The sequence below is a fragment of the Nocardia sp. NBC_01009 genome (assembly GCF_045208035.1).
In the GTDB taxonomy this organism is placed as follows: domain Bacteria; phylum Actinomycetota; class Actinomycetes; order Mycobacteriales; family Mycobacteriaceae; genus Nocardia.
On record NZ_CP108695.1, the window covers coordinates 7738864 to 7765585 of the forward strand.

The window sequence follows — 26722 nt, forward strand, 5'->3', positions numbered from 1 at the left end:
CTCGCTAGGGTCGTGCCGTGACAGCACCCGACTCCTCCCGCAAGTACGACGGGCGACCTGTTGCAGACCGCAGGGCCCAGCGACGGGCGCAGTTCCTTGCCGCGGGGCTCGAGTTGTTCGGTGAGAGCGGCTACCAGGACAGCTCGATCACCGCGCTGTGCCGGGCCGCTGGCCTGGCGCGCAGCCAGTTCTACGAGCACTTCCACAACCGTGAGGAACTACTGCTCGCCGTCTTCGACATGATCCAGGAGGAGGCGAGGCAGGCCGTGGCCGAGGCGGTGGACCTGGCCGAACCCGGTGACGCCGTCGGCTGGGCGCAGGCCGCCGTGCGCGCCTATGCCGAATCGCTCGGGCGTGACCCACGCCGGGCACGGATCTCACAAATCGAGATCGTCGGCGTCAGCGAACGGGTCGAACAACACCGCCTCGACCAGCGCGAAGCATGGATGACGTTCTTCGCCGATCAGTGCACTCGCACCCTCGGACCGGACTTTGTCCCGCCGGGCGGCTACCGTGCGGCGGCAACCGGGTTCGTCGGCGCACTGAACGCCCTCGTACACCAGTGGAGCACCGGTGACTCGCGCCTCGACCTGGCGGCCGTCACCGAGGTGCTGACCCGATTCCTGACCAGCCTGACGACCGTCAGCGAGTAGCCCGACCGTTCGTCGTCGCCCGAATGTTCTCCCGGACCGCCGCCAGATCCGGATAACCGTTCACCGCCATCAGCAGATCCGCTTCCGCCAGGATCATCCGCAGCACGTGGACCAGACCGGGCACCCCGGCCAGCGCAAGGCCATAGACGTACGGACGACCGATGCCGACCATCGTCGCGCCGAGCCCGAGCGCCTTGACCACGTCGGAGCCCGACCGCACGCCGGAGTCGAAAAGCACGGGCACCCGGTCATCGCAGGCCGCCACCACGGCGGGCAGCGTCTCCAGCGCGCTGAGGCCGCCATTCGCCTGCCGCCCACCGTGATTCGAGCAGTAGATGCCGTCGACGCCGCCGTCGATGGCGCGGCGGGCGTCGTCGGGGTGCGAGATGCCCTTGAGCACGATCGGCAAATCGGTCAAGGACCGTAGCCACGCCAGATCCGACCAGGACAGCGGGTTACCGAAGGTTTGAATCCAGTTCAGGATGATGGTTTGCGGGTCGTCGGACCCCACCATCTTCTGGAATACCGGATCGGAGGTGTAGTTCTTCAGGACATGCCCGCGCAGCTGTGGGAAGTTGCCCGTCGCGAGGTCACGCGGTCGCCAGCCGGGAATCCAGGTGTCCAGGGTGACCGTGATGCCGCGGTATCCGGCCGCCTCGGCCCGGCTCACCAGGCTCGCGGCGAGGTCGCGATTCTTGGGCGTGTAGAGCTGGAAGAAGCTGGGCGTCGCACCGGCGTGCGGGACGACCTCTTCCAGCGGGTCCTCCATCAGGGTGGAAAACACTGCGGGCACACCGGTTTTCGCGGCGGCCTCGGCAACCGCGATGTCGCCGTGCTTGTCGCCGACCAGCCCGATCACGCCGACGGGGGCCATGAAGATCGGGCTCGGGAACGTTATTCCCCATGCGGTGACCGACAGATCGCGCTCGGTCGCGCCGACCAGCATGCGCGGCACCAGGCCCCAGTCCGCGAAGGCATCCACATTGCGGCGCTGGGTCAGCTCGTCGCCCGCACCACCCGCGATGTAGGAATGCAGGGAATCCGGCAGCGCGGCGGCGGCCTTGGCCTCCAGGGTGGCGTAGTCGGCAGGGAACTCGGGCGGATGCCCGCCCAGCGCGCCGAAATAGATCTCGTTCTGATAATCGGCGAACGCCATCGTTGCGCCTTTCCGTCGGTCGGCTGGACGATAGGAGGGTCGAGCCTCCCTCGCCGAATATTAGACGCTACTGTCCATCATCAAGGCCGGAGTAGTCGCGAACCATTCGACGACGGCGCAGCGAAGGAGACTGTGCGTTGCCTCGCAGTTTCGCAGGCCGACCGGCCACCCAAGGTGGTGTCCGGAACTGAAAACAGATTGTGAGTACTACGCCGTGGATCCCGACTACCTCGACAGACACAGTGACCACGACTCCGCTCTGGTTTGCCAGATCGCCAGCCTGCCGCTGCGTCGCCTGATGCGCCATGCGCTAGGTCTCTCCGAGGAGTCCATGGACCTACTCACCGCCGTCACCGACCGCCTACGCACCGCCGAAGGTGCGCTGGCGGACCCCGCGACCCTGGGCGAGTGGTAGCCGGTCCGATAAACCGAGCGAGAACCCGACGAACTCCTCGCCACGGTGCCCACGGCGGCACGTACCCGACCGGAGAGTTCGGGCGGTGCCATCGCAGTGCGTCAGATGTCGATTCCCAAGCGGCGGGCCAGCTCTGGGGCAACCGGGTAGTCCCGCTCTTCGGGGAGAAGATCTTTGGCACGGTGCTCATGGCCGCCTTGGAGGAGGCTGCGGATATTTCGGACCGTGGGGGTGAAGTCCTCGATCTGCACCCGATAGCGTGGCTCAACCGTCCTGCTTCCCGAGGAGTTCGTCCACGAGCGCGGTGGAATGGGTGGCCGAGCGCATTCGTGGGTGGTCGAGGACCTCACGCAAGAAGTCGCGTGTTGTCTCTACGCGGGCACCGGATATCCGGAATTCGGCGAGTGCTCGTTGCATGCGTGCGATGGCGCGGGCGCGGTCGGGCGCCCACACAATGACTTTGGCCAGCAGCGAGTCGTAGTGCGGCGGTATCTGGTAGCCGGCATGCACGTGCGAGTCCACCCGGACGAAAGGTCCGCCGGGAGGCGTGAACTCGGACACCATTCCTGGGGCGGGTGCGAATTCGGCGGCCGGGTCCTCGGCGTTGATACGGCATTCGATGGCCGCGCCGCGAACCGAGATCTGGTCCTGGGTGTACCCGAGCGGCGCACCGGCGGCAATCCTGATCTGCTCGGCGATCAGGTCGATGCCGGTCACCATCTCGGTGACCGGGTGTTCCACTTGGATGCGGCAATTCACCTCCATGAAGTAGAAATTTCCCGCCCTGTCCACCAGGAACTCCACGGTGCCCGCGCCGACGTAACCCGCCTCCAATACACCGTCGACAGCCGCGCGGCCCATGCGCGCGGCCAGCCCGTCGGGCAGCCGCGGCGCCGGTGACTCCTCGATGAGTTTCTGATGGCGGCGCTGCACCGAGCAATCGCGCTCACCGAGGTGGACGCCCGCTCCGTGCCCGTCGCACAACACCTGTACCTCGACGTGTCTGGCGCCCTCCAGATACCGCTCGAGGTAAACCCTGCTGTCTCCGAACAACATTCGTGCGGTCGCACGCGTCTCTTGGAAGGCGCGCCGGAACGCCGAACTGTCACCGACGACCTGCATACCGCGGCCACCGCCGCCCGCGGCCGCCTTGATGATCACCGGATAGCCGATCCGATCGGCAAGGGCGTGGGCCGCGTCGAGTTCGAGTGGGTCGAGGCTGCCGGGCAACAACGGCAGCCCCGCCTTCGCCATCAGCGTGCGCGCGGACTGCTTGTCACCGAGCTGCGCCATCACATCGGCGGGCGGGCCGATGAGCGTGATGCCCGCCGCACGGCAGGCATCAGCGAAATCCGGTGACTCCGAAAGGAATCCGTACCCGGGATGGATCGCATCCGCGCCGGTCAGCTCGGCGGCGGTCAGCACCGCCGCGGCATTGAGGTAGCTGCGTTTCGCGGCGGCGGGACCGATCTGCACCGCCTCATCGGCGAGGCGGACCACCGCCGAATCGCGGTCGGCGACCGAATGTACGGCCACCGTGCGCACGCCCATTTCCCGGCAGGTACGCGCGACCCGCAACGCGATTTCGCCCCGATTGGCAATCAAGACCTTGTCGAACATGACGGCTCCCGATCCCCTACGCCACCGACCGGACCTGGGCCTGCCGCCGCACGCCGAAGCGCCGGAAGCGCGCCCGCCGTTCGGCCGCGATGTCCTCGCCACTACGGCCGCTCAGCTCGCGCAGGTTCGCCACGAGAGCGCGGTGCAACTGGTTCGCAGCCGCCAGTGGCGCACCGCCCACATCGTCGCCGGGTTCGGGCAGCACCGCGTCCACGACACCGAGCCGCAGCAGATCACGGGCCGTAAGGCACAGTGCCGCAGCGGCATTCGGTGCGGCGGCGGGATCGTTCCACACGATCGCCGCACACCCCTCCGGACTGATCACCGAATAGGTGCCGTTGGCGAACATCAGCACCCGGTTGGCAACACCGAGCGCCAGCGCGCCACCGCTGCCGCCCTCGCCGATGACCACGCTGATCACGGGCACCTTCAATGCGGACATCAGGCGGATGTTCTCGGCGATGACGATCGCCTGCCCCTGCTCCTCCGCGGTCGCGCCCGGGTACGCGCCCGGTGTATCGATCAAGGTGATCACCGGCAGCCCCAGTTTCTCGGCCAGACGCATGAGCCGCGCCGACTTGCGGTAGCCCGCGGGGGTCGGCATGCCGAAGTTGCGGGCCATCAGCTCCTTCGGCTCGTGACCCTTCTGCTGCCCGATCACCATGACCGGCTGGTCATCCAACCAAGCCGGACCACCGACGACCGCGGCGCAATCACCGGAGATCCGGTCGCCTCGCAATTCCAGAAACCCCTCGAAGGCGAGCGCGAAGTAGTCGAGCGCGGTCGGTCTGCTCGGCTTGCGCGCCCTGCGCACCTGGGCCCAGGGATCGGTTTCGGAAACGAGGTCGGGATCGGCGATGGTGCCCGGATCGGAAAGAGCGGGCCCAGCGGCAGCGGCCACCGGCGTCACGATGCGCAGCAGCGAGCCGAGCGCCTGTCGCAGTCCCGATCTCGGCACGATCATGTCGATGAGTCCGCGCGCGAGCAGGAATTCCGCGGTCTGGAACTCGGCAGGCAATTCCTGCCGGATCGTCTGCTCGATCACCCGTCGCCCGGCGAATCCGAGTCGCGCGCCCGGCTCGGCGATGAGGACGTCGGACAACGTTGCGAAGGAGGCTGCGACGCCGCCGTAGGTCGGGTCGGTGATCAGGGTGATGGTCAGAATGCCGGCACGATCGAGTTGCTCGAGTGCGGCGCTGGTCTTGGCCATCTGCATCAGCGACAGCGCGCCCTCCTGCATCCTCGCGCCGCCGGATGCGGTGACGATCAACAGCGGAATGCGTTCGGCGAGCGCGGTTTCCGCGGCCTCGGTGATCATCTCACCGACCGCGGTGCCCAGGCTGCCGCCGAGGAAACGGAAGTCCATGGCCGCGATGATCACCGGATTGTCCTCGATCGTCGCGAAAGCGCAGAGCACCCCGTCCGACATCCCGGTGCGGGCCCGCGCCGTGGCGAGCCGGTCCCGGTAGGGCTTGGTGTCGGTGAAGTCGAGCGGATCGTCGTCGGTCGACGCAACGGCGAACGGTTCGAAGCGGCCGCCGTCGGCGAGTTGCCCGATGCGCTGTTGCGCGGTGATCGGGGTGTGCTTGCCGCATTCGGCGCAGACGCCGAGGTCGCGGGCGAATCGTTTGCCGTACACCGGAATCCGGCAGCCGGGGCAGAGCATCCACTCCGCGGCGCCGTTACGGCTGTCTGCTGACATCTTCACGCGTTTCTCCTGTGCTCGATAACGCCGGCCACGTGACTACTCCCCACAGCTTCCGCGCGCCCACTAGAGAACAACTGGACTCGCGGGCTCGAGTGAGGTTCGAGGGCGCCATCGGATGCTTGGTGCCGATCAACGCTGGAATGGCGAGAACCTCGTCGGCGTGAAGGGAGATACAGCTATGCACACCTTCGTCACCGGTGGTGCGAGATGACCCGCCGTGTTGTCGTCACCGGACTCGGCGTTCGCGCGCCGGGCGGATCCGGCAAGGACGAGTTCTGGAAACTGCTGTCCTCGGGCCGCACCGCCACCCGCCGGATTTCGTTCTTCGACGCCTCGCCCTATCGATCCCAGGTAGCAGGCGAAGCAGACTTCGATCCGGTGCTGGAGGGTCTGTCGCCCAGAGAGATTCGGCGGATGGACCGCGCCGTCCAATTCGCTGTCGTGTGTGCGAGGGAGGCTGTGGCCGACAGCGGGCTGGACATCGGAGCGCTCGACCCGCACCGGCTCGGCGTCAGTCTCGGCAGCGCGGTGGCCGCGGCAACCAGCCTGGAACAGGAATACCTGGTGCTGTCGGATTCCGGGCGGAACTGGCTGGTCGACCAGAACTACCTGTCGCCGCACATGTTCGACTACATGATCCCGAGCGTGATGCCCGCGGAGGTGGCCTGGAGCGTGGGCGCTGAGGGGCCGGTCGCGATGGTCTCCAACGGCTGCACCTCCGGCCTCGACTCGGTCGGGCACGCGGTGCAGTTGATCCGCGAGGGCTCGGCGGAGGTCATGCTCGCCGGTGCGTCCGACACCCCGATAACCCCGATCGTGGTGGCCTGTTTCGACGCGATCAAGGCGACCACCTCCCGCAATGACGAGCCCGAAGTGGCCTCGCGCCCCTTCGACAACTCCCGCAACGGGTTCGTGCTCGCCGAGGGCGCGGCGATGTTCGTGCTCGAAGAGTACGAGAGCGCCCGCGCCCGCGGCGCGCACATCTACGCGGAGATCTCCGGCTACGCGACCCGGTGCAACGCCTACCACATGACGGGCCTGAAGGCCGACGGCCGGGAAATGGCCGAGGCGATCCGGGTGGCGCTCGACGAATCGCAGATCGACCCGACCGAGGTCGACTACATCAATGCGCACGGCTCCGGCACCAGGCAGAACGACCGGCACGAAACAGCAGCGGTGAAGCGCAGCCTCGGCGCGCACGCGTACGAGACCCCGATGAGTTCGATCAAGTCGATGGTCGGCCACTCGCTCGGCGCGATCGGGTCGGTCGAGATCGCGGCCTCGCTACTGGCCCTCGAGTACCAGGTGGTGCCGCCGACGGCGAACCTGCACGAACCCGATCCGGAATGCGACCTGGACTACGTGCCGCTGGTCGCGCGTGATCACCGGATGGACACCGTGCTCACCGTCGGCAGCGGATTCGGCGGATTCCAGAGCGCCATGGTGCTGCGCCACCCGAAGGGTGCGGCGGCATGACTATGGTGACGGGAATGGGGGTCATTGCCCCGAACGGGCTCGGCCCGGAGCGGTTCTGGGACGCGGTCCTGGAAGGTCGCGGCGGGGTCGCGCCGCTCACCCGGTTCGACACGAGTGCTACCACGGCACGATTGGCCGGGCAGGTCACCGATTTCGAGGCGCCCGAGCACCTGCCGAGTCGACTGCTCCCACAGACCGATGTGTCGACCAGAATGGCTCTCGTCGCGGCACAGTGGGCGTTGGACGACGCAAAGGTGGACACCGCGGCACTCACCGACTACGACATGGGGGTGGTGACCGGAAACGCCTCCGGCGGTTTCGAATTCACCCACCGCGAGTTCAACAAATTGTGGTCGCTCGGTTCGCAGCACGTGAGCGTGTACGAATCCTTCGCCTGGTTCTATGCGGTGAACACCGGCCAGATCTCGATCCGGCACGGCATGCGCGGTCCGAGCAGTGCGCTGGTCGCCGAGCAGGCGGGCGGCTTGGACGCGGTCGGGCACGCACGGCGCACGGTGCGACGCGGCACCCCCCTGGTGGTGACCGGCGGCGTCGATTCGGCGCTCGACCCGTGGGGTTGGGCTTCGCATGTCTCCAGCGGCGCGGTCAGCACGGCTTCCGAACCGTCGCGTGCGTACCTGCCCTTCGATGTCGCCGCCGCGGGTTATGTGCCCGGTGAGGGCGGCGCGATGCTCGTGCTGGAGGATGCGGCGGCCGCGCGAGCGCGCGGTGTGCCCAAGGTACACGGCGAGATCACCGGGTACGCCTCCACTTTCGATCCGCCACCGGGCTCGCAGCGCCCCTCGGGTCTGCGCCGTGCGGCCGAGCTGGCGCTCGCGGACGCGGGGCTGCGACCCGACGAGATCGACGTCGTATTCGCCGACGCCTCCGGGCTTCCCGATCGCGACCGCGACGAGGCCGCCGCGATCGAGGCGATCTTCGGGGCGAACGGCGTACCGGTGACCGCCACCAAACCACTGACAGGCCGGCTGTTTTCCGGGGCCGGCCCGCTCGACATCGTGACCGCGCTGCTGTCGATGCGTGACGCGGTGATCCCACCGACCGCCCACACCACCGAACTCGCCGAGGACTACCGGATCGATCTGGTGCTCGGTGCCGCACGGCCCACCGATGTCGGTGCGGCCCTCGTTCTTGCCCGTGGCCGTTGGGGTTTCAACTCCGCGGTCGTCGTACGCACCGTGTCCGTCTAATCCGCAGCACTTCGAGGAGCCGATCATGACCATGACCATCACAGCACTGCGACAGATCCTCGTGGAATGCGCGGGCGGCGACGAGATCGCCGAGCTGAACGGCGATATTTCGACCGTCGATTTCGACCAGCTCGGCTACGACTCACTGGCGTTGATCGAGACCGCGTCGCGGATCCAGCGCGATTTCGGGGTGATGATCCCGGAGGAGCAACTCATCGATGTCAAGACGCCGCAGGAACTGATCGATATCGTCAACGACCAGCTGCGTGGTGCGGCATGAGTGCGCTCGCCCGGGACATGCGCCATACCCAGGTCATCAAGGCGGCACCGGAGATCGTCTACGACCTGGTCGCCGATGTGAGCTGCTGGCCGGTGGTTTTCGGGCCGAGTGTGCTGGTTCGCCATCTGCATCGCGGACCGGACGAAGAGCGATTCCGGTTGTGGGCCACCGTCAATGGTGAGGTGACGAACTGGACCTCGCGACGGCTGCTCGACCGGGATCAACGCCGGATCTCGTTCGAGCAGGAACGCAGCCGCACTCCGATCGCGTCCATGGGCGGCAGCTGGGCTTTCCGCGAGCTCGACCCGGGCGTCACCGAAGTGACGTTGGACCACCGCTTCACTGTGGTGGACGGCGTCGACCCCGCGCTGGTCGCCGGCGCGGTGGACCGCAACAGCATCAGCGAGCTCGCGGCCCTCGCGCGCATTGCCGAGCTGGGACATCCGATCGAGGACGTCATCCACACCTTCGAGGACACCGTGGTGCTCGATGCCTCCGCCGCCGAGCTCTACGACTTCATCTACCACAGCGAACGGTGGCCCGAGCACGTTCCGCATGTCAGCAGAATCGAGCTCACCGAGGATGCCGAAGGCGTCCAGCTGATGGAGATGGACACGGTGACGGCGGGTGGGATCGCACACACCACCAAGTCGGTGCGCGTCTGTTTCGAGGGCACGCGGATCGACTACAAGCAGCTGATGCCGCCCGCCATGCTCTTCGGGCACAGCGGCGCTTGGGAATTCGCCGACGGCCGGGACGGCGCGGTGGTCACCGCACGGCACACGGTCGCCATCAACCCCGAGCGGGCGCGCGAAATACTCGGCGCGGATACCGATCTGGCCGATGCGCGCGCCTATCTCGGCGAGGCCCTCGGCACCAACAGCCGCAATACGCTGTTGTGCGCGGTGCGGTATGCCGCAGCACAGCCGGCCGACGCCACGAAGTCACCGACATGACCTCGACCCGACTCCCCCAGCTCGCCGCGCCGGTCGTGCATGAAGTCGCCGACAACGTCTTCGCCTACACCCACGGTCGCGGCGGCTGGTGTGTCAGCAATGCAGGCGTCCTGGCGGGGACGAACGGCGCTCTGGTGATCGATACCCTGGCCACCGAAGGCCGCACGCGCGCCCTGGTCGACTTCGTCGACGGCTTGGGGGTCGGCCCGGCCAGGACAATCGTGAACACCCACCACCACGGCGACCACAACTTCGGCAACCATCTCTTCGGTCCCACCGCGGTGGTGCTCGGCCACGACCGCATCCGCCCCGAGATGATCGACACCGGCCTCGCGCTGACGCAGCTGTGGCCGGACGTGGCGTGGGGCGATGTGCGAGTCACGCTGCCCACCATCACCTTCGCCGACCGGATCACCGTGCACGTCGGCGACCGCCGGGTCGAACTGATCCACCTCGGTCCCGCCGCCCACACCACCAACGACGTGGTCGCCTGGCTCCCGGAGGAGCGCGTCCTGTTCGCCGGTGACATCGTCATGTCCGGCGCGGCCCCGTTCTGTCTGATGGGATCGATCAGTGGCTCGCTCACCGCCGTCCGCAGGCTCGCCGCGCTCGGCGCGAAAACCGTTGTCTCCGGCCATGGCCCGGTGACAGGGGCGGAAGTGCTCGCACAAACGGCCCGCTACCTGCAATGGATCCAGGAGCTCGCGGCCGAGGGGCGCTCGCTCGGCCTGCCACCGCTGGAGGTCGCACGGCAGGTCGACCACGGTGAGTTCACCGAACTCGTCGACGCCGAACGGATCGTCGGAAACCTGTACCGCGCTTATGCGGAACTCGACGGCGGGCCGGCGGGCGAACCGCTCGATGTGCTGTCGATTTTCGGCGAGATGGTTGCCTACAACGGAGGCAGGCTACCGACCTGCTACGCATAACGGCCGAGGACATAGACTCCCGCCGTGGGGTACTTCCTGAGTCTGTACATAGTCGACCTCAATACGGTCGACGAAGTGGTCGGGTCGAAGGACGACGGCCACTTCGCGCGTATTTCAGCCGAGCGCGCCGAGACCATGGCGCAGCTGGACGAGGACTACGCCGGGCAGATCGCCGATGGCGCGCCCACCGCGGCACAAGCACTACGGACGGTGATCGACGGTGGCCCGTTCGAACAGCGGTACGCCAACGACTACCTGGACGTCTACGAGAGCATGTGTTCGGTTTTCGGTGCGGCACTCGACGATCTGTGGGGGCCGCTGCAGTTCGATTGGCCGGCCCGGGTCGACAAAGGCCTGGCGGCCTTGGGAATGCGAGTCAGCGTGCGCGCCTTCGCGGGAAACCGGTTGCCGGCCGGGCTGCCGCATCCGACGCTGGCAGGCTGCGGCGAGTGGGCCGAACAGGATTGTTTGGCCGCACTCGACCGATGGGCCGCCACGCTCCCCGAGCAGCGCGCCGCGCTGGAACCGGATGTGCTCGAGGGAATCGAAGACTGCGTCGCGTGGATGCGGGAGGTCAAGCGGTTCCCCGGCACCAGCATCGTAGGGTTCTGGGGCTGAGGATCAGTCGGCTCGAGCGTGATTCGAGCGGCAGCGCGCAGGGTGAGACCCATGAACGCAACCGATTTCGTCGGGACCTGGCAGCTGGTGTCCTACTTCGATATTGATGATTCGGATACGCGCAGTGAAGGGCCGCTGGGCGAGGCGCCGCGCGGGCTGCTGATGTACGAGCCGCACGGGCATATGTCGGTGAGCATGATGCGCACCGACGGGGCCATCGGGGCGAATCCGTTCATGGGGTACGCGGGTACCTGGCGGCAATCCGGTATGGAAATGGTGCACGCGATCACCGTGTGCTCCAATCCCGCCTGGGCCGATACCGAACAGGTGCGGCAATGCACGCTCGCCGGCGACACACTCACCTTGATCGGCGCGGCGCAGGTGGATGGCCGGCCCCAGCGCCGAGTGCTGACCTGGCGGCGGGTCCGGCTCGTCGCCTGAACTCGCCGCCGTCCCGAATTACCTTGTTCCGCAATGATTCTCATTCCGGAACGTAGGAAAACAGCGCGTCATCGAACTGCACGGGTTCGTTGTCCTCTTTGAGCACCCCGGTGATCACTCCGCTCACCTGCGCGGTCACCGGGATCATCAACTTCATCGCCTCGACGATCGCAATCTGCTCGCCTGCCGAAATCCGATCACCCACCGTGACAAAAGGCTCGGCGCCCGGTTCCGGGCAGCGGTAGAACACTCCGACACTCGGCGCGCGAATCACCGGGTCGACCGGTGTGGCCTCCTCGACCTCAACGCTTTCCGGTGCTGCGGTCAGCGCCGTCCCGGACATCGGTACCGGGGCGGCAACCGCCCACTCCGCCTCGACCGTCACCTCCCCGACTTGAATCCGCAGGGCGCTCGGCTGTCGCGGAAATCCGGCGAGCAGCCGCAATGCGCCCGTCTGTATCGCCTCGAGGGTGCGCAGGTAATCGTGCTGCTCGTCCGCAAGGTTCTCTTCCACTGTCGTCATCGCTGAGACCTTTCGACCAGATCAGTAATTGCCGAGTCCGCCACAGACATTCAGCGCCTGAGCGGTGACCGCTCCCGCGCCGGGGCCGATCAGATAATCGACCATGGCCGCCACCTCGAACGGCTGCACATAGCGCCCGATCGGCACCCGGGCGCTCACCCGGGCGTGCACCTCGTCGGTGTCCACGCCCCACAGCCCGGAGTAGACCTCCCGAACCCGTTCTGCCATCGGGGTTTCCACAAAACCGGGACACACCGCGTTCACGGTGATCCCGGTCTTGGCGAGCTCGAGCCCGAGCGCCTTGGTGAACCCGACAACGCCGTGCTTGGACGCCGAATACGGCGCACCGTGCACGACGCCCTGTTTGCCTCCGGTGGAGGCGATATTGACGATGCGCCCGCTGCCGCGCTCGAGCATGCCGCCTGCGGTCAGCGCCGCTTTTGTCATCAGGAAGACGCTGTTGAGGTTGGTGTTGATCACGTCGAACCACAGCTCGTCGGTCACCTCGGCGGTCACCCCGCCACCGCTGCGGCCCGCGTTGTTGACCAGAATGTCGATCGGACCGTACCGACCGACACCCGCCTCGACGTACTCCCGCACCTGCGCGGGGTCGCCGACATCGCAGACAGCGCCGTCGACCTCATTGCCCTCTTCCTGCAGGTCCTTGATGGTATCGGTCAGCCGCTCCTGATCCCGGGCGCAGATGAACACCGAGATACCCTGACCAGCAAGACTTTTGGTGATTTCCAGACCCATGCCACTGGTCGCTCCTGTCACCAGCGCGACGCGCCGACTTTCCGCCATGACTCCTCCATCGCTCGAATATTCGAACTCGCCCGGTTTCTTCGACCTCCAGACTCGTCCGGGCTCCTATAGCTCTGGTCAACCCCGTCGCAGGGCAGGCCACCACTCGAGCAGGGCTCTAGCGTGATCGGTCACCGTGGCAGCAGAGATCCCCGCCGCACCAGGAGCGAACATGACCACCGTCGCCGCCCGGACCGAGTTGTACGCCGAGGTTCAGCAGTTCTACGCCGATCAGATGCAGCGGCTCGATGACCGCGATATCCCCGGCTACGCCGAAACCTTCACCGAGGACGCGGAATTCGAACACACACCGGGCCGCCCTCCGGCCCGGACCAGGGCACGCATCGTGGCGGATCTCGTCGAGTTCCACAAGCGGTTCGAGACCGATCCGATGCAGCGCAGGCATTGGTTCAACATGATCAATCTGCAGCCTCAGGAGGATGGCACCATCGTGTCCACGGCCTACTGCCTGGTCGTCAAGATCCGTCCCGGCAGCGCACCGGAGATCAATCCGAGCACCGTCGTCCACGACGTTCTGGTCCGGGTCGATGGCAACCTGCTCACCCGATCGCGGCGGGTCACGCACGACTGAACACTTTGACGGCTGTAAACGCGCACGAAGGGCCCCGGGCAGCAGTTCGAGCCACCCGGGGCCCTTGCCATTTCCACGACTGCACTCGAATGGTCTGCGGCACAGCTATTTTCATGCGCCGCAGGTCGGCCGGGAATCGTTGGCGCAGGCCCCGATCGGCCGCTTGTCGGCTCGGGGCCTGCGCTGGACGGTGGATGGTGTCAAGCCATCTCTGGCACACGCAGATGAGCGAAGCCCAGCTCGAACTCCGCGACCTCGAGCACGCTGGCACCGGAAGTTCGGGCCGCCGCGGTCCTGATCCGCTTCGCCGGTTCGCGGCTGTTGTCCAGCGCCTCGCGGTTTGCCCAGACCATCGCGCCCACCGCGCGGTCGGTGGCCCGATCGACGAACAGACTGGAGCTGCAGAATCCGTCCATCGTCTCGGCCTGGGGCAACACGCTCATCTTGACCGTGTCGATCAGCCGATCGATCTCACCCGGACCGGCCTGCAGCCACGTGCACCGAGTGCATGCGCCGTCGCTGGACAGTTGATCACGATGCATGAGCGCGATTTCCCATTCCTGGACCAGATCGACCTGGCCGTTGAGCGCCTGAGCCACACCGGCACGCAGTGCCTTGACCTGGCCTCTGCTGTCATGCATCGCGGCCTCGGATTCCCACGCCGACGTGGCGATGCAGCGTCCTGATCCCCTGTCGACCAGCAACGACAGGCCCACCCACCCCTCGAGCTCGGGCATCGACGGCATCGCCTCATCGCGCAGGTATGCGATCCCGGAGTCGATCGACGACGGCTGGGCCGCAATTGTGCTTGAACGTGCGTACACGGGTTACCTCCACCCTGTCAGGGCGGCACCCCGGTGGCGCCACCGGACATATTCACCCTCCTCCACGGTGCGCGCGAGCACAATGGCTCAGGTCGCGCAACTCGACATTCCAGACCAGGACCAGCCGTACTTGCGCACTACGGCCCGGCAGCGAACGATTAGCTATGCGGCGGCTGCCTTCGCGGGCCGTGCGGTCCCACAACCCTCGGTGGACCACGAGGCGTCGGCCCCGCGACGATGCGGAGTGGTCACTCCACACGAGGAGGACTCGATGTTCATCCAAGTCATTCAAGGCAAAGCCGCCGATCCGGACCGATTACGTCGATGCATGGACCGGTGGACCGAAGAACTGCAACCGGGAGCCGTCGGCTACCTCGGAACAACCTGCGGACTGTGCGATGACGGAACATTCATCGCGCTGGCACGATTCGAATCCGAAGAGGCGGCACGACGCAACAGTGCGCGCCCCGAGCAAGGCGCCTGGTGGGCCGAGACCGAAAAGTGCTTCGACGGACCTGTCACATTCATGGACTGCCCCGCGGTGACCCAGTGGCTGGGGGGCGGCTCCGACGAAGCCGGCTTCGTACAAGTCATGGAGGGCCACACCCGCGACGCAGGCCGAATGCACGAATTGCTGACGCAGGGCGCCGATCGTGTGCACGAACTACGCCCGGAAATCCTCGGCGGCACCTTGGCGACCTTCGGCGGCGACGGATACGTCGAGGCGGTCTACTTCACCTCCGAAGCCGAAGCTCGAGCCGCCGAGGAGATCGAGATCCCCGACGACCTGAGGTCATTGTTCGAAGAGGAAAGCAAACTCATGGGCGAGGTCGAATACTACGACCTACACCGACCGATGCTGGTCTCACCACCGAGGTAACCCACCGACATCAGACGCACCCGTCCTCGGGACCGCACCCCTTCTGCCTGCCCGCAAGGGTGCAGATCCCGAGAGCCGGTGCAGCAGTGGGTGCAACCGGTTCGGCCGGCCTGCGGACCACCACGTCACAACCGGCCCAATGCCTTATCCCGGAAGGCAATCTCATCGGCGGCGACTGCGAACTACGAGCTCGGCGCCTTGGCCACATCGCCGAGGCTTCGGACCAGCTGCCGAAATTCGTCACCGCCACAGACGCAGGGCCGCCATCAACGCAATGGCCGAGACCGAGGCTGGTTCCGAGTGCGGCAGGGACCGGACGTCGCATTGCTGTCGTCGCACTACATGCCGACGCAGTCGATGATCGGGGCGGGATAGTCTTCGGGATTGATGTTTTCTCGCCATGGAGTGTGAATGGTGGCGGCGGGTAGGTGAGCGAGTTCGGGGATCCAGCGGCGGACGTATGCGCCGCCGGGGTCGTAACGTTCGGCTTGGCGTAGCGGGTTGAGCACGCGGTTGGGACGAGTGTCGGTGCCGGTGCCTGCGGCCCACTGCCAGTTGAGCTGATTGTTCGCCAGGTCTGCGTCGACCAGCCAGTGCTGGAAGTGGTCTGCGCCGATGCGCCAGTCCACGCGGAGGGATTTGGACAAGAAGCTAGCTGTGATCAGTCGGGCGCGGCCCGGCATCCAGCCCTCTGCGCGCAGTTGACGCATCGCCGCGTCGACAACGGGGTAGCCGGTGCGGCCCTCGCGCCATGCGTCGACGGCCTGGGGATCGTCGCGCCACTCGATCCGGCGGGGGCGGTAATCCGAGCGGGCGGTGTCAGGGCGGGCGGCCAGCAGTTGATGGTGGAAGTCGCGCCATGCCAGTTGCCGGGCGAAGGCATGGCCGCCCGTGGTCGACATGTCGACCCGGTGCACCACCTCCACCGGGGACACGCAGCCGAAGTGCAGATACGGCGACAGCCGCGAAGTGGCGTCGGCGGAGAGGTCGTCGTTGCTGCGCTCGTAGCCACCGATCGGGCCGGACAGCCAGTCCCGCATGATCTTTCGGCCCGTGGTCTCGCCGCCGACGGACAGCTGGGGCGATGTCGCCCCGACGCAGATATCGTCGGGCTCCGGCAATGGCAGTCCGGCTACCTCGGGCAGGGACAGTTTGCGCGGTCTGCCGAGCGGCTCGCGTCGGTGAGCCTGCGCCCATCGCCGGAAATACGGTGTGAACACCGCGAAGTGGTCACGTCCTGTCGAGGGGACCAACTCTTCCGGATCTGCGGCGGTGATCGAGACGGCATGCGTGTGCAGCAGACAACTGCGCCGCTCGAGCCGCACCCGCAGCGCATCTTCGCGCCTGCGGCTGTATCCGCTCACATCGGCAGCGATATGCACGCTGCCGGCGTGCACCTGCGCGACCACTCGGTCGACCTCGGTGACGACATCACCGCGCCGCACCACCAAACGTCCTCCGATGGCGCGCAATTCGGCATCGAGCTCGCCGAGCGCGGCGGCCAGAAACCGGGCCCGGTTCGGCGCGGGAATGCGCCCGGACAGGATCTTCTCGTCGACGACGAACAGCGGCACGATCGCGGCGCCCTCGCGATACGCCGCGGTCAGCACAGGGTTGTCACGCACCCGCAGGTCGCGGGTAAACAGTGCGATCGTGACGGTCATCGTGTCACCGCGCACAATGGTGCGATATCGGTCCGGCCACCTGTTGTCGGTGAGGTCAGATACAGACAGGAATTCTGGCCCACGGCATCGATGGCGGCCCGAACCTGTTGCCACTGAGCGGTATCCAGTACCCGGTCGCGAGCGAGGACGAAGCCGGAGGTTCGGCTCGGATCGGTGACCAGGGCCCACGAGTACGCCTCGTCCAACGCGGTGACAATGTAGTTGGTCGGACCTTCCAGTCCATCCTGGGTGGGCACCCCGGGAAAGCTGACGTGCAGCTGCGCGCCGGTCGTCCGATCATTGACCGTTGCGGTGCCGGTGATTTCGTTGAGCGAATTCACCCACGTGGTGCACGTGTTGTGCACGGAGATATTGCCCTGCGGGTCGAGCGCGTAGGTGGCCCGCGTATCGCGGGCGCAGGCAAGGTTGAAGAACTGCGGCACAGCGGCCAGTTGATTCCAGGTGCCGAGATACCGGTCGAGGTCGAGATACGGAACCGGCGCGGGGGCCTCGATCGGCGATACCGCCGGGCCGGCGACCGCGGTTCCCGCGGCCGTAGTGATGGCGATCAGCGCCGAAGCCACTCCAGCCGCGAGGCAACCGGAATGCCGGCTGGTTCGAATTGGGGTCATGCGAACTCCTCTGATTCGACGACTTCGACCATAGTAGCGCATAACGATGCATAATTGATGCATACCCTGCTCACGGGAAGGAGGATCTATGACGACGATGTGGCTGCCGCGTGTGGCGGGCGCGGCAACCGCGGCATACGGACTCGCGGTGACCGCACGTCCCGCGTTCTTGCTCGGGCCGTGCGGCTGGAGTTCGGACGACCCCGCCGCGCGAGCCCTCGCGCGGATGGTGGGCCTGCGCGATGCCGCCTCGGGCCTTGCGCTCGTCGCAGCGCCGGGACCAGGCGCGATGCGGCTTGCGATCGCCGTACGGGCGTGCTCGGACCTGGCCGACACCGTGGTGGTCGGCACCACCTTGCGCGGGCAGACCCAGCGTGCGAAGGCCATCGCGGTGACGGCAGGCTGGGGCCTGCTCTGCGCCGCGACGGCGGCCGCCACCGTGCGGCGATGAACGCCGGGTCGGGCAGTCGCGGTCAGAATCGACGCACGGGCTCCCGGCCGTGACGAAGCGCGAGAACGGGACCGGGCAGAATGGTGCGATGTCCGCCGGTACCGTTCCCGCCTCCGACGCGGCCGGATACACGGTGCGCGCCGTCGCCGACCGACTCGGCATCCCGACGGCCACCCTGCGAAGCTGGAATCGGCGCTACAACATCGGCCCGCCGCAGCAGCGGCCCGGAAAGCACCGCCTCTACACCGAGACCGACATCGAGGTGCTCGGCCGTATGCTCGCCCTCATCAGAGATGGGGCGACGCCCGCGGGCGCGGCGGCGGTAGTGCGTGGCGCCACACCGACACTCGGAGATCGTGCAGCACTGTTGTTCGCGGCCTTCGCGCTCGACGCGACGACGGTGTGCGACCGGCTCGCCGCCCACGTCCGTGCCTTCGGTGTGGTGGACACGTGGGATCAGTTGTGCCGCCCGGCTTTTGCCGACATCGTCGCGCGCCAGCACGCCGGCGAGGGCTGCATCGACGTCGAACACCTGTTGTCGTGGTGCATCACCTCGGTCCTGCACCGCACCAACCCGCCGCCCGAAGGGCCGACTTCGAGACCGGTCGTGCTGGCCTGCACCAGCGGTGAGACGCATGCGCTGCCGCTCGAGGTCCTGCGCGCGGCCCTTGCGGAGCGCGGTGTCGGAGCGTGGATGCTCGGCGCCGATGTCCCGACCACCGCGCTGACCGACGCCCTTGCCAGGCATGACCGCTCTGCGTGCGCAGTGCTGTGGTCACAGCAGGAATCGACCGCGCTGACCTCAGCGGTGCGCGCATGCGTCGCCGCGGGAGCCGGAGTGTTCGTCGGCGGCCCCGGCTGGGACGCGGTTATCCTGCCCGACTCGGTCGTCCGGCTCGATAGCCTCACCGATGCCGCCGACCGCCTGAGCTGATTCGTTCGCCCTCGCGAACCGCGTACGACCCGAGGGTGCCGTGTCCCATCGGCGTCGCCGCGTCGCCGCTCTGTCCCGTCGGCGTTGCCACGGCGCACAGATTTGCTGACTCCACGCCACCGCTGCGTGCCCGACAGCCACGTTGCTCGATCCGCGACGGTCACACCCGACCGCCGAGGCGCGGTCTCCGAAATACCCCGACAACCATTGCTCGCCGGTCGGGCGAAGTGCCCGAATTTCGGCATTGGTAGCCCGCTCACGCAAAACGATGCATAATTGATGCATCGCTACGTGGGCGCGTCCACCGAACGGCGAATGCCGGTTCCGCCGACGACTCCGCCGGCGCGGCGCTGCGACCCGATCGCCGCGGAATTCAGCCTCCGACCAGCGGATCGTCCGGCACCGCCTGCGGAGAGAAGGAGCACGATGATCGAGCACACCGATCCGATGAACGACCTCCGGCAAGTTGCCGTCATCGGCAGCGGAGTGGCCGGACTGACAGCAGCCTGGGTGCTCTCGCGTTCGGCCGGAGTGACCCTGTACGAGGCAGACGCTCGCCTCGGCGGTCATGCGGACACCCACCGGATCACCGTGCGCCGCGGCACAGACGTCCACGTCGATACCGGTTTCATCGTGCACAACGAGCGCACATACCCGACTCTGCTGCGCCTGTTCGGCGAATTGGGCATTGCGACACAGGATTCGAATATGAGCATGTCGGTAAAGTGCGAGGGCTGCGGCCTGGAATACGCGGGCGCTCGTGGACTCGGCGGATTGTTCGCCGACGCCCGCTCGCTGCGCAACGGCCGTTACCTGCGACTGCTGACCGAGGTGCCACGGTTCCATCGGCTCGCACGTGCCGAACTCGACGCCGGACCCGAGTCCGACCGCACGCTGGGGGAATGGGTACGAGCCACCCGTTTCTCCGCCTACTTCGTCACGCACTTTCTGACGCCATTGGTCGCCGCGGTGTGGTCGTGCGACCCGGTGACAGCCCTGCGCTACCCGGCCCGATACCTCTTCACCTTCCTCGACCACCACGGCATGCTGACGGTGTTCGGCTCCCCCACTTGGCGCACGGTCACCGGCGGATCTGCCACCTACGTGAACGCCGTCGCTCAGCAACTCGACACGGTGCTGCGCTCGACCCTGGTGCGGGCGGTGCACCGACTCCCCGATGGTGTCGCAGTCCGTGACGAAGCAGATGACCTGCGCGTCTTCGACGCCGCAGTCATCGCCACCCACCCGGATCAGGCGCTCGATATCCTCACCGAACCGACCGCCGCCGAGTACGAAATCCTCTCCGCCATACCCTATTCGGTGAACCACACGGTGCTGCACACCGACGAGTCGGTGCTGCCGAGAGCGCGACGGGCGCGAGCCTCATGGAACTATCGACTGCCTTCGTGCACCGCGCTGGCCGATCGTGTCCTGGTCAGCTACGACCTCACCCGATTGCAGCGACTCGCAGGCACGGATCGACGCTTCCTCGTCACCCTCGGCCCGCACGACCGCATCGACGGGAACCTGGTCGTGGATCGAATGATCTACCAACATCCGCAATACACTCCGGCGTCGGTTGCGGCACAGCGCAGACTCGGTGAAATCGGCGATGCCCGACTGGCATTCGCCGGCGCTTATCACGGTTGGGGGTTCCATGAGGACGGCGCTCTGTCGGGCCTGCGCGCTGCCGAGCGGCTTGGTGCGCGGTGGACGAACAGGCCCGCGACAACGGTGCGAGCATCATGACGGCGAGCATCATCCGTACGCACATCCGTCATGTCCGCGTCACGCCGTTACGACACGAGTTCCGCTATCGCAGCTACAGCTGGCTGATCGATCTCGACGATATGCCCAGGTTGCCGCGCTGGCTGCGGACTATCGCGACATTCCGATCTGCCGATCATCTCGGCGACCCGACTCGGTCGCTGCGTGCGAACGTCGAGGACTTCCTCGACAGTGAAGGTATCGACTTACACGGCGGCCGAATCCTCATGCTCACCAACGCACGGGTATTCGGCTATGTGTTCAATCCACTCACGCTGTTCTGGTGCCGGGACAACACCGGCGCGGGCGTCTGTGTCGTCGCCGAGGTGCACAACACCTACGGCGGGCGGCACTGCTACCTCGTCCGCCTCGACGAACACGCGCGGGCGCGCACGCCCAAGAAGTTCTATGTCTCGCCCTTCAACGAAGTGCGCGGCGAGTACCACATGCGATTGCCGGAACCGGACGAGCGGCTGCGAATATCCATCGTGCTCAGCGACGGCGGACCGATCTTTTCCGCCTCGATGACCGGGCGTTGCCGTCCCGCAACCATCCGTACCATTCTTCGCGCGATAGTGGCGGCACCCTTTGCGCCACTTGTGGTTTCGGCGCGCATTCGCTGGCAGGGCATGCGCCTGTGGGCGCGCCGCCTGCCCGTCGTTCCCCGACCAACCCCTGCACTGACGGAGTCTTCGCGGTGAGCATCGAATCGCATTCCACGTCCGATTGCGCATCCGCGCAGCAGCTTCCTTCCTATCCCGAAGTCGAGCACGTGCCCACCGGGATTCGCGCGGGCATTGCCGCAGCAGTGGCCAACAGACTATTCGGACACGCCGTGCGCGATCTGCCGATCAGGGTCGAGTACCCCGACGGAACGGTCCTCGGCCGCAATGCGGTGCGGCCGGATCAGCCCCGGCTGATCCTGCACCGGCCCGACGATTTCTTCGCGCGCCTCGGCAGCGGCGGGTTGATCGGATTCGGCGAGTCCTACATGGCGGGCGATTGGTCGGCCCCCGATCTCACCGCCGCCATGACGGTGTTCGCACGACATGTGGACACACTGGTGCCCGCGCCGCTCCAGCGACTACGTCGCTTATATGTCGCGAAACACCCTGCTGCGCAGCGGAATAACGAATCGAACACCCGCGGCAATATTGCCAGACACTACGACCTGTCCAATGACTTCTTCGCACTGTTTCTCGACGAAACACTGACCTACTCCAGCGCGCTGTTTCCCACGCTGTCGCCACGGCCGCAATGGAACGACCTTGCCGCGGCCCAGCGCGCGAAAATCGATAGGCTGCTCGACCTTGCCGGTGTCGGTCTCGGTACTCGCGTCCTCGAAATCGGCACCGGCTGGGGCGAATTGGCGCTGCGCGCAGCGCAGCGCGGCGCGGCAGTGCGCTCGGTGACACTCTCCGCGCAGCAGCGGGCGCGGGCGCTCGACCGGGTCGCGGCGGCCGGCCTGGCCGACCGGGTGACCATCGATCTGCTCGACTACCGGCACGTCGAAGGAAGCTACGACGCGGTGGTGTCGGTAGAGATGATCGAAGCCGTCGGTTACGAATATCTGGATACCTACTTCCGAACCATCGATCGCCTGCTCGCACCGGGTGGACGAGTGGCGATCCAATCGATCACCATGCCGCACCACCGGATGGCGGCTACCCGCAACACCTACACCTGGGTGCAGAAGTACATCTTTCCCGGCGGGTTCCTGCCCTCGACCCGGCTGCTGCGCGAAGTGGTTGCCCGAAGTACCGGATTGGTTGTGCGCGAACAGCTATCGATGGGCGAGCACTACGCGCACACATTGCGCCTGTGGCAGCAGCGATTCGACTCCCGACCGGACCGTGTCTCCGAACTCGGCTTCGACCCGATGTTCCGCAGGATGTGGCGGTTGTATTTGGCGCATGCCGAGGCGGGGTTTCGCTGCGGCTATCTCGATGTCCAGCAGTTGCTGCTCACCCGCACGGAGCCGGTCGGCTAGGCGGGCACGCGGCCGAGCAGATGTCGCAGTGTCGACTCCAGATCCGGCCTACGGAAGACGTGACCTGCCGCTTGCAGCCGAGCGGGCTCGACTCGTTGGCTCGCCGTCGCCAGCTCCCGCGCTCCTTGCGCGCCCAGCAGCAAGCCGGGACCGAACTCCGGCACCGGGAGCAGCGCGGGCCTGCGCAGCACGGCGGCCAGGATCCTGGTGTAGTCGATGTTCCGAACTGGCTGTGGTGCAACGGCATTCACCGGACCGGACAGATCGTCCTGCCACAGCGCTCGGTGATAGACGTCAACCAGGTCATCGATCCCGATCCAGGAAAGCCACTGGTGGCCGTCACCGATCCGGCCGCCCAGCCCAGCCGCGAACAGTGGCCGCAACAACCGCAGCGTGCCACCGCGCGGCGACTGCACGATGCCGGTGCGCACCGACACCACCCGGACGCCTGCCGCGGCGGCGGGGGCGGTGGCCGCCTCCCAGTCCGCGACGACATCGGCAAGAAAACCGTCGCCACGAGAAGCGTTCTCGCGCAGCACTTCCTCGCCGCTGTCGTAGCCGTAGTAGCCGATCGCGGAGGCACCGATAAAGGTGGGCACGCCCGCGCGGCCGACGAGCTCGGCGAGTTTGCGGGTCGGCTCGATGCGGCTCTCGACGATCGCTCGCTTGTGCTCCTCGGTGAACCGACCCGCGATCGACGCACCGGCCAGGTGCACCACCGCATCGACACCGTCGAGCAGATCAGGGGCCGGATCTGCGGGGTCCCAGCGTCTTTCGCTCGTGCTGCGGGGTGTGTGGCGGACCAGAGAAATGACAGCGTGCCCGCCGGTGGTGAGGAACGCGGCCAACGCCGAGCCCACCAACCCGGATGCACCGGTTATCGCGATGATCGACGGCGCGAAACCCACCCGCGCGGCCCGGCGGTGCGCGGTGAGGTCGTCGGCGACCTGCCGGTACCGGTAGTCGAACATCGATCGCAGTGCGAACGCGGGCACCGGCGACTCCACGCGATCGACGATCCGGGTGTGGTCATCATCGACGACCTCGAAATCGTGCGTATGCCGCCACCGCAGCAGCAATCCGGCGGGCAGGGACGCGAGGCCGTCTACGGCGATCGTGTCCACGAAACGATGCGGCGGTTCATAGCCCCTCGGATCATGCCTCGCGACCCAGCGCAGCCCACCCGGCAGGCCGAGCACCGCCTGACCGTCCTGTATCGAGCCCGCCTCCGCCAGCAGCGACACCGGCTGCCACGGCGGCGCCAGCCGGGCGAACGCCCCTGGTCTGGCGTACCAGGCGAATACCTCGGCCCGGGGAACGGCGACGACGCTCGAACACTCGATGCCCATCCCACGACTGTAGTCACGATCAGTTCGCTTGCAACGTTTATGCATCGTTCACCGGCAAAATGTCGGATCACCAGCACAATGACGACATGACCGCTCTATCCGGAGCCCCGAAGCTCGACACTCTGCTCGACCGGACGATCGTTCCCGGATACACCCGCCTCGGCGTTGTCCTGCGCCGCCGCAGCCGGCCCGCCGATCCGGAACCCGGCGCACTGCGCGGCGCCACCGCCATGGTGACCGGCGCGAATTCGGGCATCGGCAAGGCAATCGCCGAGGCACTGGCCGGACTCGACGCATCGGTGATTCTTGCCGTGCGCGATCGGATACGCGGCGAACGCGCCCGGCGCGACATCCTCACGACACACCCCGACGCCGATCTGACCGTCACGGAATGCGATATCGCAGACCTGGCCAGCGTGACGGAATGCACCGAAGGCCTCTGCGAGCGACTGCCGAAACTCGACATACTGATCCACAACGCGGGCGTGCTGCCGCCCGAACGCGCCGAGACGGCCGACGGGCACGAACTGACTCTGGCGACCCACGTGCTCGGCCCGCTGTTGCTCACCGATCGACTCGCCGCCCTACTGAACGCTGCCGGCGACCCGCGGGTGATCTTCATGTCCTCAGGCGGCATGTACACCCAGCCGCTGGCCGTCGACGATCCCGAGTACCGCAAGGGCCGTTACCGCGGCGCGACCGCCTACGCCCGCACCAAACGCATGCAGGTGGCCTTCACCCCGATCCTTGCTGAATACTATGGCCCCCAGGGTATTTCGCTCTACAGTATGCACCCGGGCTGGGTCGACACACCCGGCGTCGCTGCCGCGCTGCCCGGATTCCATCGCCTGATCGGTCCGTTGCTGCGCACTCCGGCCGAGGGCGCGGACACCGCCGTCTGGCTGGCCGCGGCCACGCCGACCCCACCGTCCGGCCAGTTCTGGCACGACCGCCGCCCTCGACCCGAGCACTACCTACGCCGCACCCACTACACCAACGGCGAGCTGTGGCGGCTCTGGCTGGACTGCAGGCAGGCGGCCCGCATCGACATCGATTGAGCGGGCCGCGCAGCCTCACATCACGAACGGAATCAACGCCTTCCGGTCGGCCGGATAGTCGGCGAACTTCTCGCGGTACCACCTATGGGTCGCAAAGGCGCGCGGCACCAGGTTGCCCGCGGTGATCAGGAAGATCACCACACCGGCCAGCGACCAGGTCAACAGCGCGAAGCCGGCCCAGGCGAGCAGCTCGCCGAGGTAGGCGGGACTGGTGACGAATCGGAATCCGAAGCCGTAGGGAATCCGGTATTCCGCCGCGCCGGGGTCGTTCTTGTCACGCAGGTTGCGCACAATCGCCTCGGAGCGGACCAGCAGGGTGAACCCGCAGAGATAGATCACAACGCCGATGAGGAAACGCGGATCGGTCAGCCAGCCGGTGCCGTACTGATGCTTGTAGTCGTGACTGAAGAATGCGCCGTTCAGGTAGCCGTGCAGCGCGGTCACGAACATGCCCATACCGAGTACCGAGACGTTGAAACTGCTGCGCTTGCCGGGCACCTGCCGAATGGACAGCGGGAAGAACCAGCCGCGATTTCCGTAGTGCATGAGCCAGATCAGTGCGAGCACCAGCGACGTCGGCTCGAATCGGTCCGGGCCGGTCAGATAGAACACCGCGAACACCACCGTCGCCGGTATTTCCATCAACCACCAGCCGAGCTTCGGGTTGAGGTTGAAACCGACCTTCGTGGTGGCGAAGCGGCCGTACGGGCTCTGCGTGAAAAGCCCACCGACCAGCACGAATGCCGCGAACCCGAAGGCGATCGTCAGCACCGTGTCGTAGGCGGTGTTCCCGGTGTACCAGTCCATCGAGATCCTTTGTCGGGCGTTGCGCCGGACACTTCCGCTGACTTCCGGCGCCAAAATTAGAACATGTTCTACCATGTGTTCGAGTCACGACCCGCGACAACGGAGGAACTGTCATGCCGCTGGATCCGACGGCCACCGACCTGCTCGCCGCCGTAGCGGCCTCGCCGCGCGCCGTCGCCGCCCATGACCGCGCGGCCTGGGTGGGGCTGTTCAGCACCGACGCCGCCGTCAACGATCCGGTCGGCTCGCGGCCGCATATCGGTCGCGCCGCGATCGAGCGCTTCTACGACACCTTCATCGGCCCGAACACCATCGCCTTCCGGGTCGAGCGCGATCTCGTCGGCCCGCCGACCGTGGTCCGAGACCTACTGATCGAGACCACGATGTCGACCGGCGCCACCGTCGCGGTCCCGATGCACCTGCGCTACGACCTCGTCGAAGAAAACGGCGTCTGGAAAATCACCCGCCTGGCCGCACACTGGGAATTGGCCGCGATGATCGCGCAGCTACTGCGCACCGGGTTGCCGGGCCTGGGCGCCGCGCTGAAACTCGGCCCGCAGTTGATCGCCAATCAGGGCATCGGCGGCGCCGTCGGGATGATGCGCGGACTCTTCGGAGTCGGCCGCACGGGCAAACGCGTCGCGACCCGACTCTTCACCGCCGCGGCGGCGATGGACATCAGCCACGTCCGCGGCCTGCTCGACTACGACAGTGTCATCGAGTTTCCCGCGGGCACGCCGGTCTCGGTGGAGGAATTCACCAATCGTGCACGAAACCTGAAGTGGGACAAGCTGATCGCCGCCGGTCGCACCGTCACCGCCAGCATAGAACTGGGCCCGGTGCACGGTGTCGCGTTCATCGAATTCACCTCCAGGGCGGGGCAGATCAGCGCGATCCGGGTGTTCACCGACGCCTGAGCACTCCGAACGAACACCCGGCCGATCGAGTTGAGCACTCGCCCGATCGGACCGAGCGCCGGTTCGA

Annotated in this window: 28 protein-coding genes; 18 read left to right on the forward strand and 10 right to left on the reverse strand. The window is 66.8% G+C overall.

Annotation, left to right across the window (positions count from 1 at the left end):
• Positions 1-17: 17 nt before the first annotated feature.
• Positions 18-653, forward strand: a complete 636-nt coding sequence (locus OHA42_RS35000) for a TetR/AcrR family transcriptional regulator (protein ID WP_406232338.1) — start codon at positions 18-20, stop codon at positions 651-653.
• Here OHA42_RS35000 and OHA42_RS35005 read toward each other — a convergent pair.
• On the reverse strand, positions 643-1809 hold the full coding sequence (locus tag OHA42_RS35005; RefSeq protein ID WP_406232339.1) for an alpha-hydroxy-acid oxidizing protein: 1167 nt from the start codon (positions 1807-1809) through the stop codon (positions 643-645). The genes OHA42_RS35000 and OHA42_RS35005 overlap by 11 nt on opposite strands.
• A 214-nt stretch (positions 1810-2023) precedes the next feature.
• On the opposite strand from OHA42_RS35005, the gene OHA42_RS35010 reads away from it, so the two are divergent.
• Positions 2024-2224, forward strand: coding sequence for a hypothetical protein (locus tag OHA42_RS35010; RefSeq protein ID WP_406232341.1), 201 nt, complete (start codon positions 2024-2026; stop codon positions 2222-2224).
• A 264-nt stretch (positions 2225-2488) separates the two neighbouring features.
• On the opposite strand, the gene accC is transcribed toward OHA42_RS35010, so the two are convergent.
• On the reverse strand, positions 2489-3844 hold the full coding sequence (accC, locus tag OHA42_RS35015; protein ID WP_406232343.1) for an acetyl-CoA carboxylase biotin carboxylase subunit: 1356 nt from the start codon (positions 3842-3844) through the stop codon (positions 2489-2491).
• Positions 3845-3860: 16 nt separating this feature from the next.
• On the reverse strand, positions 3861-5546 hold the full coding sequence (accD, locus tag OHA42_RS35020) for an acetyl-CoA carboxylase, carboxyltransferase subunit beta (RefSeq protein ID WP_406239808.1): 1686 nt from the start codon (positions 5544-5546) through the stop codon (positions 3861-3863).
• 213 nt (positions 5547-5759) lie between these two features.
• Here accD and OHA42_RS35025 point away from each other — a divergent pair, with 213 nt between their 5' ends.
• The 7 genes from OHA42_RS35025 to OHA42_RS35055 are packed head-to-tail and all read left to right on the forward strand — an operon-like array spanning position 5760 to position 11463.
• A complete protein-coding gene (locus tag OHA42_RS35025; protein WP_406232345.1) occupies positions 5760-7028 on the forward strand; it encodes a beta-ketoacyl-[acyl-carrier-protein] synthase family protein in 1269 nt (422 codons plus the stop codon).
• Complete coding sequence (locus OHA42_RS35030) at positions 7025-8239, forward strand: ketosynthase chain-length factor (RefSeq protein WP_406232346.1); 1215 nt, start codon at positions 7025-7027, stop codon at positions 8237-8239. Before OHA42_RS35025 ends, OHA42_RS35030 begins: the two co-directional genes overlap by 4 nt.
• Positions 8240-8264: 25 nt before the next feature.
• A complete protein-coding gene (locus OHA42_RS35035; protein WP_328405121.1) occupies positions 8265-8519 on the forward strand; it encodes an acyl carrier protein in 255 nt (84 codons plus the stop codon).
• Positions 8516-9475 carry an aromatase/cyclase gene (locus OHA42_RS35040; protein WP_406232349.1) on the forward strand — a complete coding sequence of 320 codons (960 nt, stop codon included), beginning with the start codon at positions 8516-8518 and terminating at the stop codon, positions 9473-9475. Before OHA42_RS35035 ends, OHA42_RS35040 begins: the two co-directional genes overlap by 4 nt.
• The gene (locus OHA42_RS35045; protein ID WP_406232351.1) at positions 9472-10404 is read left to right on the forward strand and encodes an MBL fold metallo-hydrolase; all 933 of its coding nucleotides are present in this window, start codon (positions 9472-9474) and stop codon (positions 10402-10404) included. Before OHA42_RS35040 ends, OHA42_RS35045 begins: the two co-directional genes overlap by 4 nt.
• A 24-nt stretch (positions 10405-10428) precedes the next feature.
• Positions 10429-11022: a hypothetical protein gene (locus OHA42_RS35050; protein WP_406232353.1), complete on the forward strand. Its 594-nt coding sequence runs from the start codon at positions 10429-10431 to the stop codon at positions 11020-11022.
• 51 nt (positions 11023-11073) lie between these two features.
• Positions 11074-11463, forward strand: coding sequence for a lipocalin-like domain-containing protein (locus OHA42_RS35055; protein ID WP_406232355.1), 390 nt, complete (start codon positions 11074-11076; stop codon positions 11461-11463).
• 40 nt (positions 11464-11503) lie between these two features.
• On the opposite strand, the gene OHA42_RS35060 is transcribed toward OHA42_RS35055, so the two are convergent.
• Positions 11504-11986, reverse strand: a complete 483-nt coding sequence (locus OHA42_RS35060) for an acetyl-CoA carboxylase biotin carboxyl carrier protein (protein ID WP_406232357.1) — start codon at positions 11984-11986, stop codon at positions 11504-11506.
• 21 nt (positions 11987-12007) lie between these two features.
• On the reverse strand, positions 12008-12790 hold the full coding sequence (locus OHA42_RS35065; protein ID WP_406232359.1) for an SDR family NAD(P)-dependent oxidoreductase: 783 nt from the start codon (positions 12788-12790) through the stop codon (positions 12008-12010).
• 172 nt (positions 12791-12962) lie between these two features.
• On the opposite strand from OHA42_RS35065, the gene OHA42_RS35070 reads away from it, so the two are divergent.
• A complete protein-coding gene (locus OHA42_RS35070; RefSeq protein WP_328405135.1) occupies positions 12963-13382 on the forward strand; it encodes a nuclear transport factor 2 family protein in 420 nt (139 codons plus the stop codon).
• A 200-nt stretch (positions 13383-13582) separates the two neighbouring features.
• Here the strand turns inward: OHA42_RS35070 and OHA42_RS35075 are convergent, their stop codons facing one another.
• The gene (locus OHA42_RS35075) at positions 13583-14206 is read right to left on the reverse strand and encodes a hypothetical protein (RefSeq protein ID WP_406232361.1); all 624 of its coding nucleotides are present in this window, start codon (positions 14204-14206) and stop codon (positions 13583-13585) included.
• A gap of 271 nt (positions 14207-14477) precedes the next feature.
• Between OHA42_RS35075 and OHA42_RS35080 the strand changes: the two genes are divergently transcribed.
• Complete coding sequence (locus tag OHA42_RS35080; RefSeq protein ID WP_406232363.1) at positions 14478-15086, forward strand: hypothetical protein; 609 nt, start codon at positions 14478-14480, stop codon at positions 15084-15086.
• A 338-nt stretch (positions 15087-15424) separates the two neighbouring features.
• On the opposite strand, the gene OHA42_RS35085 is transcribed toward OHA42_RS35080, so the two are convergent.
• Both OHA42_RS35085 and OHA42_RS35090 read right to left on the reverse strand, forming a co-directional pair.
• Positions 15425-16750: a cryptochrome/photolyase family protein gene (locus tag OHA42_RS35085; protein WP_406232365.1), complete on the reverse strand. Its 1326-nt coding sequence runs from the start codon at positions 16748-16750 to the stop codon at positions 15425-15427.
• A complete protein-coding gene (locus tag OHA42_RS35090) occupies positions 16747-17382 on the reverse strand; it encodes a lipocalin family protein (protein ID WP_406232367.1) in 636 nt (211 codons plus the stop codon). The genes OHA42_RS35085 and OHA42_RS35090 overlap by 4 nt, the downstream gene beginning before the upstream one ends.
• 88 nt (positions 17383-17470) lie before the next feature.
• On the opposite strand from OHA42_RS35090, the gene OHA42_RS35095 reads away from it, so the two are divergent.
• From OHA42_RS35095 to OHA42_RS35115, 5 genes are all read left to right on the forward strand, one after another.
• Entirely contained in the window at positions 17471-17833 is a 363-nt protein-coding gene (locus tag OHA42_RS35095; protein WP_406232369.1) for a hypothetical protein, read from the forward strand.
• Positions 17834-17921: 88 nt separating this feature from the next.
• Positions 17922-18767, forward strand: coding sequence for a MerR family transcriptional regulator (locus OHA42_RS35100; RefSeq protein ID WP_328405147.1), 846 nt, complete (start codon positions 17922-17924; stop codon positions 18765-18767).
• A gap of 426 nt (positions 18768-19193) precedes the next feature.
• Positions 19194-20516 (forward strand): NAD(P)/FAD-dependent oxidoreductase, encoded by a 1323-nt coding sequence (locus OHA42_RS35105; protein ID WP_406232371.1) that lies wholly within the window; start codon positions 19194-19196, stop codon positions 20514-20516.
• Positions 20513-21235 carry a DUF1365 domain-containing protein gene (locus OHA42_RS35110; RefSeq protein ID WP_406232373.1) on the forward strand — a complete coding sequence of 241 codons (723 nt, stop codon included), beginning with the start codon at positions 20513-20515 and terminating at the stop codon, positions 21233-21235. The genes OHA42_RS35105 and OHA42_RS35110 overlap by 4 nt, the downstream gene beginning before the upstream one ends.
• Positions 21232-22524, forward strand: coding sequence for a class I SAM-dependent methyltransferase (locus OHA42_RS35115; protein ID WP_406232375.1), 1293 nt, complete (start codon positions 21232-21234; stop codon positions 22522-22524). Before OHA42_RS35110 ends, OHA42_RS35115 begins: the two co-directional genes overlap by 4 nt.
• Here OHA42_RS35115 and OHA42_RS35120 read toward each other — a convergent pair.
• Positions 22521-23873 (reverse strand): TIGR01777 family oxidoreductase, encoded by a 1353-nt coding sequence (locus OHA42_RS35120; protein ID WP_406232377.1) that lies wholly within the window; start codon positions 23871-23873, stop codon positions 22521-22523. The two genes, OHA42_RS35115 and OHA42_RS35120, sit on opposite strands and share 4 nt — an antisense overlap.
• 86 nt (positions 23874-23959) lie before the next feature.
• Here OHA42_RS35120 and OHA42_RS35125 point away from each other — a divergent pair, with 86 nt between their 5' ends.
• The gene (locus OHA42_RS35125; RefSeq protein WP_406232379.1) at positions 23960-24931 is read left to right on the forward strand and encodes an SDR family NAD(P)-dependent oxidoreductase; all 972 of its coding nucleotides are present in this window, start codon (positions 23960-23962) and stop codon (positions 24929-24931) included.
• Positions 24932-24946: 15 nt separating this feature from the next.
• Here the strand turns inward: OHA42_RS35125 and OHA42_RS35130 are convergent, their stop codons facing one another.
• Positions 24947-25738, reverse strand: coding sequence for a 3-oxo-5-alpha-steroid 4-dehydrogenase (locus OHA42_RS35130; protein ID WP_406232381.1), 792 nt, complete (start codon positions 25736-25738; stop codon positions 24947-24949).
• A 113-nt stretch (positions 25739-25851) separates the two neighbouring features.
• Here OHA42_RS35130 and OHA42_RS35135 point away from each other — a divergent pair, with 113 nt between their 5' ends.
• On the forward strand, positions 25852-26655 hold the full coding sequence (locus OHA42_RS35135; RefSeq protein WP_406232383.1) for a nuclear transport factor 2 family protein: 804 nt from the start codon (positions 25852-25854) through the stop codon (positions 26653-26655).
• The last annotated feature ends 67 nt before the right edge of the window (positions 26656-26722 follow it).

Excerpts from the sequence above, each read along its gene's own strand:
- OHA42_RS35040 (WP_406232349.1), top strand. The coding sequence starts at position 8,516 with ATGAGTGCGCTCGCCCGGGACATGCGCCATACCCAGGTCATCAAGGCG.
- OHA42_RS35070 (WP_328405135.1), top strand. The coding sequence starts at position 12,963 with ATGACCACCGTCGCCGCCCGGACCGAGTTGTACGCCGAGGTTCAGCAG.
- OHA42_RS35055 (WP_406232355.1), top strand. The coding sequence starts at position 11,074 with ATGAACGCAACCGATTTCGTCGGGACCTGGCAGCTGGTGTCCTACTTC.
- OHA42_RS35095 (WP_406232369.1), top strand. The coding sequence starts at position 17,471 with ATGACGACGATGTGGCTGCCGCGTGTGGCGGGCGCGGCAACCGCGGCA.
- OHA42_RS35065 (WP_406232359.1), bottom strand. The coding sequence starts at position 12,790 with ATGGCGGAAAGTCGGCGCGTCGCGCTGGTGACAGGAGCGACCAGTGGC.
- OHA42_RS35135 (WP_406232383.1), top strand. The coding sequence starts at position 25,852 with ATGCCGCTGGATCCGACGGCCACCGACCTGCTCGCCGCCGTAGCGGCC.
- OHA42_RS35110 (WP_406232373.1), top strand. The coding sequence starts at position 20,513 with ATGACGGCGAGCATCATCCGTACGCACATCCGTCATGTCCGCGTCACG.
- OHA42_RS35005 (WP_406232339.1), bottom strand. The coding sequence starts at position 1,809 with ATGGCGTTCGCCGATTATCAGAACGAGATCTATTTCGGCGCGCTGGGC.
- OHA42_RS35080 (WP_406232363.1), top strand. The coding sequence starts at position 14,478 with ATGTTCATCCAAGTCATTCAAGGCAAAGCCGCCGATCCGGACCGATTA.
- OHA42_RS35030 (WP_406232346.1), top strand. The coding sequence starts at position 7,025 with ATGACTATGGTGACGGGAATGGGGGTCATTGCCCCGAACGGGCTCGGC.
- accC (WP_406232343.1), bottom strand. The coding sequence starts at position 3,844 with ATGTTCGACAAGGTCTTGATTGCCAATCGGGGCGAAATCGCGTTGCGG.
- OHA42_RS35045 (WP_406232351.1), top strand. The coding sequence starts at position 9,472 with ATGACCTCGACCCGACTCCCCCAGCTCGCCGCGCCGGTCGTGCATGAA.
- OHA42_RS35035 (WP_328405121.1), top strand. The coding sequence starts at position 8,265 with ATGACCATGACCATCACAGCACTGCGACAGATCCTCGTGGAATGCGCG.
- OHA42_RS35085 (WP_406232365.1), bottom strand. The coding sequence starts at position 16,750 with ATGACCGTCACGATCGCACTGTTTACCCGCGACCTGCGGGTGCGTGAC.
- OHA42_RS35120 (WP_406232377.1), bottom strand. The coding sequence starts at position 23,873 with ATGGGCATCGAGTGTTCGAGCGTCGTCGCCGTTCCCCGGGCCGAGGTA.
- OHA42_RS35090 (WP_406232367.1), bottom strand. The coding sequence starts at position 17,382 with ATGACCCCAATTCGAACCAGCCGGCATTCCGGTTGCCTCGCGGCTGGA.
- OHA42_RS35100 (WP_328405147.1), top strand. The coding sequence starts at position 17,922 with ATGTCCGCCGGTACCGTTCCCGCCTCCGACGCGGCCGGATACACGGTG.
- OHA42_RS35130 (WP_406232381.1), bottom strand. The coding sequence starts at position 25,738 with ATGGACTGGTACACCGGGAACACCGCCTACGACACGGTGCTGACGATC.
- OHA42_RS35125 (WP_406232379.1), top strand. The coding sequence starts at position 23,960 with ATGACCGCTCTATCCGGAGCCCCGAAGCTCGACACTCTGCTCGACCGG.
- OHA42_RS35025 (WP_406232345.1), top strand. The coding sequence starts at position 5,760 with ATGACCCGCCGTGTTGTCGTCACCGGACTCGGCGTTCGCGCGCCGGGC.
- OHA42_RS35060 (WP_406232357.1), bottom strand. The coding sequence starts at position 11,986 with ATGACGACAGTGGAAGAGAACCTTGCGGACGAGCAGCACGATTACCTG.
- accD (WP_406239808.1), bottom strand. The coding sequence starts at position 5,546 with ATGTCAGCAGACAGCCGTAACGGCGCCGCGGAGTGGATGCTCTGCCCC.
- OHA42_RS35105 (WP_406232371.1), top strand. The coding sequence starts at position 19,194 with ATGATCGAGCACACCGATCCGATGAACGACCTCCGGCAAGTTGCCGTC.